This window comes from Nocardia sp. NPDC003345 (assembly GCF_053589395.1).
Genome location: NZ_JBSFRU010000301.1, coordinates 1 through 8,294 on the forward strand (window position 1 = coordinate 1; position 8,294 = coordinate 8,294).

Below are 8,294 nucleotides of genomic sequence, written 5' to 3' on the forward strand. Positions count from 1 at the left end.
CGCCCGGTGCGTGGCAATTTCGCCGCCGCCGGATTCCTCGAGGGCGTGCAGTTCTACGCGGATCTGGCCAACGAGCACCGGGTGGCGCCGACCCCGAACGACCAGCAGTCGGTATCGGCGATGGATCTGTTCGCCCGGGGTGAGGCGGCGCTGGCCATGGGCGGGCATTGGCGTTACCGCACCTTCGCCGAGGCCGGCGATATCGGGTTCGATGTCACCGCTCTACCCGTCGGCCCCGGGGGCCGGGGCGCGCGATCCAATATCGGCGCCACTGGTCTGGCGATCGCCGCCGACAGTCCGCGGCGCGAACAGGCCTGGGAGTTCGTGAAGTTCGCCGCCGGACCCGTCGGCCAGGCGGTCATCGCCGAAACGGGCTTGTTCGTCCCGGTGCTCGGATCGGCGCTGCGGTCGCCAGGATTCGCGGACGCGCACCGGCAGGTGCGCAACCTCGGCATCCTCACCGAGGGGCCGGCCCGTTCCGGTCCGCTCCCGGTGACCCCGGAGTGGGCGCGGATCGACGCGCTGATGGATCGCAATATCGGTCCGGTACTGCGCGGTGCCCGCCCCGCGGTTTCCCTACGGGGCAATCTCGCTCCCGATACCGATGAGGTGCTGCGCAACCGATGACCGTCACCGGAGAACCCGTCACCGCCACCACCGCGCCGGTAGCCGCGCAGCGCCCGCGCCGGACCGAGCTGGCGCGGCGGCGGGCGCGGGCGGGACGGCTGTTCGTCGCGCCCAATCTGCTCGCTGTCGCGGTGTTCATGCTGTTCCCGCTGGGTTTCTCGCTGTATCTGAGCTTCCAGCAGTGGGATATGTTCGGCCCGGCCCGATTCATCGGGGCCGACAACTTCCGGCGGCTGTTCACCGGTGATCCGCTGTTCCCGATCGCGGTCCGCAACACCGTGCTCTTCACGGCCGGGAGCCTGGTGCCCACCGTGACGATCAGCCTGGTGATCGCGGCGGCGCTGAACCGGAAGGTGCGGGGGATAGGCCTGTTCCGTACCGTGCTGCTGCTCCCGCTGGCGGTGTCGAGTGTGGTGATGGCCGTGGTCTGGCGGTTCGTCTTCGATACCAACAACGGCCTCATGAACATCATGCTCGGCTGGGCCGGGATAGGCCCGGTGCCGTGGCTGGTGGACCCGGACTGGGCGCTGGTGTCGTTGTGCCTGGTCGGTATCTGGCGCAGTATCCCCTTCGCCACCGTCGTACTGCTCGCCGCCATGCAGGGTGTTCCGGAGAGCCTCTACGAGGCGGCGAAAATCGATGGGGCAGGCGATATCCAGCGCTTCTTCCGGATCACGCTGCCGTTGATCCGGGGCGCCCTGTCCTTCGTCCTGGTCATCTCGATCATCAACACGGTGCAGGCGTTCGACCAGGTCTATGCCCTCACCGGCGGTAACGGCGGCCCCGAGACCGGTACCTACATCTTCGGCATCATGATCTTCCAGAACGCCTTCGCGTTCGGGGATATGGGATACGCGTCCGCCCTGGCGTGGGTGGTCTTCGTGATCCTGCTGGTCCTCACCGTCGCGCAACTCCGATTCGCGCGCAAGGACGAGTCGCGGTGACCGCGGTTGCGGCCCCCCGGCCGAACCGGCGCGCTCTCGTCCGAGCGGTCGCGCTGTATGCCGGGCTCATAGCGATGGGCTGGTGCGCGTTGTTCCCGATCCTGTGGGCACTGTCGGGCTCGCTGAAGAAAGAATCGGAGGTCACCACACCGACTCTCATCCCACCGGATCCGCAGTGGTCGAACTACGGCGAGGTATTCGACCTGATGCCGTTCGGCCGGATGTTCGTCAACACCGTGGTCTACGCGGCCTGTGTGACGGCCGGTCAGGTGTTCTTCTGCTCGCTGGCCGGGTACGCGTTCGCCCGGCTGCGATTCCCCGGACGTGAGGCGCTGTTCGTGGCCTATCTGGCCACACTGATGGTGCCGCTGACCGTCACCGTGATACCGCAGTTCGTGCTCATGCGGGTGCTCGGCTGGACCGACACCCTGTGGGCGCTGATCGTGCCCGGCCTGTTCGGCACCGCGTTCGGCACATACCTGATGCGGCAGTTCTTCCGCACGCTGCCCGCCGAACTCGAGGAGGCCGCCATCCTCGACGGCTGCACACCGTGGCAGATCTACTGGCGGGTGCTGCTGCCCAATGCCCGCCCCGCCGTGATGGTGCTGGCCGTACTCACCTGGGTCGGGGTCTGGAACGATTTCCTGTGGCCGCTGGTGATGATCCAGCGCCAGGACATCTCCACCGTCACCCTCGGGCTGGTCTGGATGCAGGGGCAGTACGTGTCGAAATGGCCGGTGCTGATGGCGGCGTCGATGCTGATCCTGCTGCCGATGCTGCTGGTGTACGCCTTCGCGCAGAAGGCCTTCACCCGCGGTATCGCCGTTTCGGGCTTCGGCGGGCGCTAGCGCCGGTGCGGTGACCGCCGGAAATCACTCCGCAGTGCGACCCGCTGCCATACCGTGGGCTTACCCCGAACGAGATTTCCGCCCATAGCGTCGTTTTCATGACGATATCGGCTCCGGCCCCTGCGGCGAATCCACAATCAACGCGACGCCGTGCCGAGGGGGATTACGCCCGGCTGCTGCGCCGTGTCTCCGCCGCCGGGCTGATGAACCGGCGCCCGCGCTACTACGCGATCCGCCTCACCCTGGTCGGGGTCGCGTTCGTGGCGGGGTGGGTGGCATTCGTCCTGGCCGGCGACACCTGGTGGACCCTGGCGATCGCGGCGTTCATGGCGGTGTCCTTCGCCCAGGTCGCACTGGTCATGCACGATGTGGCGCATCGCCAGGTCTTCCGGTTGCGGCGGCCGACCGAGATCGTGGGCCGCCTCGCCGGGAACGCCGGTATCGGCCTCGGCTACGGCTGGTGGCAGGACAAGCACACCCGCCACCACGCCAATCCGAATCACGAGGAACTCGACCCCGATGTGGCCCCCGACATCCTGGTCTGGTCACAGCGGCAGGCGCGGGCGAGCCATGGAATGACCCGCCTGATCGGGCGGGCACAGGCTTTCCTGTTCTTCCCGCTGCTGACATTGGAGGGCCTGAACCTGCACTTGGCGGGTGTCCGCGCGCTACGGAACCGGTCGGTCAAACACCGCCGGCTGGAGGGCTCGCTGCTGTTCGCGCATTTCGCCGCCTACCTGACCGCGCTGTTCGTGGTGCTGCCCGCCGATAAGGCCGTGGCGTTCTTCGTGGTGCATCAGGCGCTGTTCGGCGTGTACATGGGCTGCATATTCGCCCCGAACCACAAGGGTATGCCGACTCTCACCGGCGACGACCGCCCCGATTACCTGCGCCGTCAGGTCCTCACCTCGCGGAACGTTCGCGGCGGCGTACTGACCGATATCGCGCTCGGCGGGCTCAACTACCAGATCGAGCACCACCTGTTCCCGAATATGCCGACCCCGAACCTGCGCCACGCCCAGGTGATCGTTCGCGACTACTGCGCGGAGATCGGCGTGCCCTACCACGAGACCGGGCTCATCGACTCCTACCGCGAGGCGCTGCGGCATCTGCACCGGGCAGGCGCGCCCCTGCGCACCGCGGCCGGATGACCCACGGACAGAGCAGTCCCCGGTAGTCTCTGCCGATTCCTGAAACTCCAGTCGTCGCTGTCGTTCCGGTCGTCGGCCGACTTGCCGGGGGCCTGGCCGGATCTCTCGAAAATGCCGGCCCGCTTTTCCGGACGTCTCCTTGAAGCGGGTCACATTCTCCGGTGTTCCGGTGTCATTCCAGTCTCCTCCTGTTCGGGCGTCAGTCAAGACCCGAACAGGAGGTTGTGGCAGGTGAGGAGGCTGTTTTCAGAGTGGCAGCAGATGGTGTTTGCGGGGGTAGCGGATGACCTTCTTATCGCGCAGCAGCGCCAGTGCGCGGCGGAGTTCCAGGCGGGTGGCCGACGGTTCGATCACGCTGTCGATATAGCCCCGTTCCGCCGCGATCCACGGGGTCGCGACGGTGGCGTTGTAGAAGTCGATCATCTGCTTGCGGAGTTCGGCGCGCTGATCCTCGGGGGTGGCGTCCAAGACCTTGCGCTGGGTCAGCCCGACCGCGCTGTCGGCGCCCATCACCGCGATACGGGCGGTGGGCCAGGCCAGGTAGACATCGCAGCCGAGCGCTTTCGCGCCCATCACGGCCCAGCCGCCGCCGTAGGCCTTCCGGACCACCACCGTGACCTTGGGGACCGTGGCCTCCACATAGGCGAACAGGAACCGGCCGCCGCGTTTGATGACGCCCACCTTCTCCTGTTCCACACCGGGCAGGAAGCCGGGGGTGTCGACCACCAGCACCAGCGGGATCTCGAAGGCATTGCAGATATGGATGAAATGCGCGGCCTTGTCGCCGGCCTTGGCGTCGAGCGCGCCGGCCAGCACGGTCGGCTGGTTGGCGACCACACCCACCGGCCGGCCGTCGACGCGGGCGAATCCGGTGATCAGGTTCTGGGTGGCCGCCGCGCCGATCTCGTGGAACTCGCCGTCGTCGAAGATCCGCAACAGCACGTCGTGCATATCGTAGACAGCGTTGTCCGAGTCCGGGACCAGCGTGTTCAGGGTCAGATCGGATTCGGTGACCTGCGGCTCCAGACCGGCGTTCACGACCGGCGGCAGCTCGACCGCACTCGACGGCAGATAGCTCAGATAGTTGCGGACCCACGCGAACGCCGCCGCCTCGTCCTTGGCGATGTGGTGGATATTGCCGTAGGCGGCCTGGTTGTAGGCGCCGCCCAGCTCCTCCATATCCACCTTTTCACCGATGGCGTCCTCGATGATCTTGGGACCGGTGACGAACATATGGGCGCTCTCGGTGGCCACCACGACATCGGTGCAGATCGGCTGGTACACCGCGCCGGCGGCGCAGTTGCCCAGAATCAGCGACACCATCGGCACCGAACCCGATAGCGGTTCCATCATGGTCGCGAGTTCGCCGTACCAGCGCAGCGAGGTGACGGCCTCCTGCACACGCGCACCGCCGGAGTCGTTGATGCCGATCAGCGGGCAGCCCGTCTTACCCGCGAGTTCCATGATCGCGGCGACCTTGCGGCCGAACATTTCGCCGATGGTGCCGCCGTACACGGTCTGATCGTGGGAGAACACGGCCACCGGCCGCCCGTCCACCAGCCCGCGACCGGTGACCACGCCGTCGCCGTACAGGGCGTCTTTATCCGCCGGATTGCGTACGAGCGCACCGATTTCGACGAAGGTGCCCGGGTCCAGCAGCATATCGATGCGGTCGCGGGCCGAGGGGATTCCTTTGCGCGCGCGTTTGGCGGCTCCCGCCTCGCCGGCCGGTTCCTGTGCGATCTCGAGCTTCTTGCGCAGGTCGGCAAGTTTCTCGGCGGTCGAACTCATCTATATACATCCATGTCGATCAGCAGGAGCGCCACACCGTCGTCGGGGGCGGTAGATACCGTACCCGGACCGGCGGGGGCGCGGGCTTGTGAGCTCTCACCGACCGTGACGGGCCGGATTCCGCGGACCGGTGTACCGGCCGGCTCACCAGTTCCTGGCCTCACGCAGGAGCAGCCAGACCAGATAACTTCCGCCGAGACATACGGTGACCGCTCCGACCGGCAGCTTCGCGTCCGGAATCGCGTGTTGTGCCACGAGGTCGGCCGCCGACATCAGCACCGCCCCGGTCAGGGCCGCGCCCAGGGGATCGGCGGAGGAGCCGTGTCCGGTGAGCCGCCCGGCGATCTGCGGGGCGGCGAGCGCGATGAACGCGACCGGGCCGGTGACCGCGGTGGCGATCGCCGTGAGCAGACTCGCGAGTACGAGCAACAGCACCTTGCTGCGTTCCACCCCGACCCCGAGCATCGCGGCCGCCTCCTCGCCGAGTTCCAGTTGGCGCATGCGCCGGGTGGCGGCCGGGACGGCCGCGATCAGCGCGAGGGCGACGCCTGCCGACAGCAGCACCGGTGGCCACTCCACACCGGACAGGGTTCCCGCACCCCAGACCGCCACCTGGAGCGCGTCGTCCAGGTCGGCCTTCACGCCGAACCAGGTATTGACCGACGACAGCATGGCGCTGACCGCGATACCGACGATGACCAGCCGGATCCCGCGCACCCCCTCCCGGAAGGCGAGCAGATACACGATGGCGGCGGCGCCCAGCCCGCCGAGCATGGCACCGGTGGCCCGCGCACCGAAGCTGTCGGCGCCCAGCAGCATCGCGGCGACGACGCCGGTGTAGGCGCCCGCGTTCAACCCGACCACGTCCGGGCTGCCCAGCGGATTGCGGGTGAGAGATTGGAAGATCGACCCGCTCAGCCCCAGACAGGCGCCGAACAGGAGAGCCGCCACCGCCCGTGGCGCCCGCCACTCGACCACGACCAGGCGGTCGGACGAGTCCGCGCCGGGGCCGAGCGCGGCGAATACCTCGCCGGGCGAGAGGGTACGAGTGCCGAGCATGAGCGCGGCCGACAGGCATACCGCCAGCACGGTACCGAGCAGCACACAGACCGTCATGGCCCGGATCGTGGTGCGTCGGCTGAACACCCCCGCACGCAGGATGAGAACGCGGCTCACGACGCCTCGGCTCTGCGCCGCCGGATCAGTGCGATCAGCACCGGGGCGCCCAGGTACGCGATGACCACACCGACCTGGAGCTCCGCCGGCCGGATGATCAGCCGCCCCGCGATATCGGCGAGCAGGACCAGCACGGGTGCGAGCACCAGGGTGAACGGCATGATCCAGCGCTGGTCGGGGCCGGTGATCCGGCGGACCGCGTGCGGCACCATCAGGCCGACGAACACCAGCGGGCCCGCCGCCGCGGTCGCGGCTCCGCACAGTAGGGTCACCGCCACCACCGCGGCGGTCCGGACAACCGGGAGCCGTACCCCGACCGCCGCGGCGAGGTCCTCACCCAGCGCGAGCGCGTTGAGCGAGCGGGCGCACACCAGGGCCGTCACCAGCCCGGCGACGATGAACGGCCAGATGATCTGGACAGTGCCGGCGGGCCGGTCGGCGATGGTGCCGGCGTCCCAGAACCGCATCCGGTCGAACGTCTCCGGATCGAGCAACGCCAGCGTTTTCGTCGCGCCGGTGAGCACCGCGCCCAGCGCCACCCCGACCAGCGTCAGCCGCAACGGGTCGGCCCCGCCGGGCGCGCGCGACGCGATCACGTAGACGAGTGCGGTGGCCAGCACCGCGCCCGCGAAACCGAACCAGAGGTACTGCTCGATCTCGGTGACCCCGAAAGCCGCGACTCCGAGGACTATCGCGAATCCCGCACCGCCGTTCACACCCAGAATTCCCGGGTCCGCCAGCGGATTACGGGTCAGTCCCTGGATGAGCGCCCCGGCGGCCCCCAGCGCGGCTCCGACGAGGAGCCCGAGGATCGTGCGCGGGACGCGCAGGGTGCGGACCGTCAGATGATCCATACTGCCGTCCGGGGCGGTCAGCGCGTCCCACACGGTGGACAGCGGCAGGCTCACCGATCCGACCGCGATACTGGCCGCCGTCACCCCGGCCAGTATCAGCACCGACAGCAGTAGCCAGGCCCACCGGTGCGCGATGCGCACCGGTGGGCTCGGCGGCGCGCCGGCGCCGGTGAGCAGTGGTGGCTTCATGCGCCGGCCGCCGCGGTCTAGGAGAACTGCTTCTCGACGAGGTCGAGCAGCGCCATCGCCTCGTCGTAGTCGCCGCGGACCGCCCAGTAGGGCAGGTCGTAGGCGTGGTTTCCGGCGAACGCGGGAAGTTTCGCGTACACGGGCTGCTTCGTGAGAGTGGCGATATCGGTGGTGTCGCCGTTGAAGCCGGTGACGAATACCGTCGGCGTCGTCACCAGCCGGCCGACCTGTTCGGTCGAGAGTTCGGCCATGTCACCACCGGGCTTGTACGGCTGGAGACCGTTCTGCTCGACCAACGGCGCGGGCCGCAATCCCACCTCGGCCAGCGTCTGGGGCAGTCCCATGTTCTCGAACAGCAGATACGGGGTGTTGTCCGCGGTGATGGTCAGATAGGAGACCGGGCCCGGCGGGGGCGTGATCGCCTGTTTCACCTCGTCGACCCGCTTGTTGTAGTCGGCGACGAACCCGTCGTAGGTATCGCGCTCGTCGAAGACCTCGCCGGCCAGGAACCCGAACTGATCCTGCCAGGTGGCCAGCGAACTGTTCACCACGACCGTGGGCGCGATCGCGCTGAGCCGGTCGTAACCCTTGGTGGCGAGCGCGAACGGCAGGCCGAATCCGCCCGCGACGATCAGATCGGGGTCGGCCGCGAGGATGGCCTCGTAGTCGAAGCCGTCGGTGCTCCACGACAGCAATTCGGTGTTGTCCGCGGCC

General features: G+C 68.2%; 8 protein-coding genes. 4 read left to right on the plus strand and 4 right to left on the minus strand.

From position 1 onward, the window contains the following. The 4 genes from ACWDU1_RS25665 to ACWDU1_RS25680 all read left to right on the plus strand — a co-directional run. The coding region (locus ACWDU1_RS25665; protein WP_450002259.1) for an extracellular solute-binding protein at positions 1-627 on the plus strand (627 nt) is incomplete at its 5' end. Next, positions 624-1,571 (plus strand): carbohydrate ABC transporter permease, encoded by a 948-nt coding sequence (locus tag ACWDU1_RS25670; RefSeq protein WP_450002261.1) that lies wholly within the window; start codon positions 624-626, stop codon positions 1,569-1,571. The genes ACWDU1_RS25665 and ACWDU1_RS25670, both read left to right, overlap by 4 nt. Next, positions 1,568-2,419: a carbohydrate ABC transporter permease gene (locus ACWDU1_RS25675; protein WP_450002263.1), complete on the plus strand. Its 852-nt coding sequence runs from the start codon at positions 1,568-1,570 to the stop codon at positions 2,417-2,419. Before ACWDU1_RS25670 ends, ACWDU1_RS25675 begins: the two co-directional genes overlap by 4 nt. A gap of 98 nt (positions 2,420-2,517) precedes the next feature. After that, positions 2,518-3,570 carry a fatty acid desaturase family protein gene (locus ACWDU1_RS25680; protein ID WP_450002265.1) on the plus strand — a complete coding sequence of 351 codons (1,053 nt, stop codon included), beginning with the start codon at positions 2,518-2,520 and terminating at the stop codon, positions 3,568-3,570. Between the two features lie 246 nt (positions 3,571-3,816). Here the strand turns inward: ACWDU1_RS25680 and ACWDU1_RS25685 are convergent, their stop codons facing one another. The 4 genes from ACWDU1_RS25685 to ACWDU1_RS25700 form a co-directional block, all read right to left on the minus strand. Beyond that, positions 3,817-5,361: an acyl-CoA carboxylase subunit beta gene (locus ACWDU1_RS25685; RefSeq protein ID WP_450002267.1), complete on the minus strand. Its 1,545-nt coding sequence runs from the start codon at positions 5,359-5,361 to the stop codon at positions 3,817-3,819. Positions 5,362-5,505: 144 nt separating this feature from the next. Next, positions 5,506-6,537 (minus strand): FecCD family ABC transporter permease, encoded by a 1,032-nt coding sequence (locus tag ACWDU1_RS25690; RefSeq protein ID WP_450002268.1) that lies wholly within the window; start codon positions 6,535-6,537, stop codon positions 5,506-5,508. After that, positions 6,534-7,580 carry an iron chelate uptake ABC transporter family permease subunit gene (locus ACWDU1_RS25695; RefSeq protein ID WP_450002269.1) on the minus strand — a complete coding sequence of 349 codons (1,047 nt, stop codon included), beginning with the start codon at positions 7,578-7,580 and terminating at the stop codon, positions 6,534-6,536. Before ACWDU1_RS25695 ends, ACWDU1_RS25690 begins: the two co-directional genes overlap by 4 nt. 17 nt (positions 7,581-7,597) lie before the next feature. Beyond that, on the minus strand, positions 7,598-8,294 hold a 697-nt coding region (locus tag ACWDU1_RS25700; RefSeq protein ID WP_450002271.1), incomplete at its 5' end, for an ABC transporter substrate-binding protein.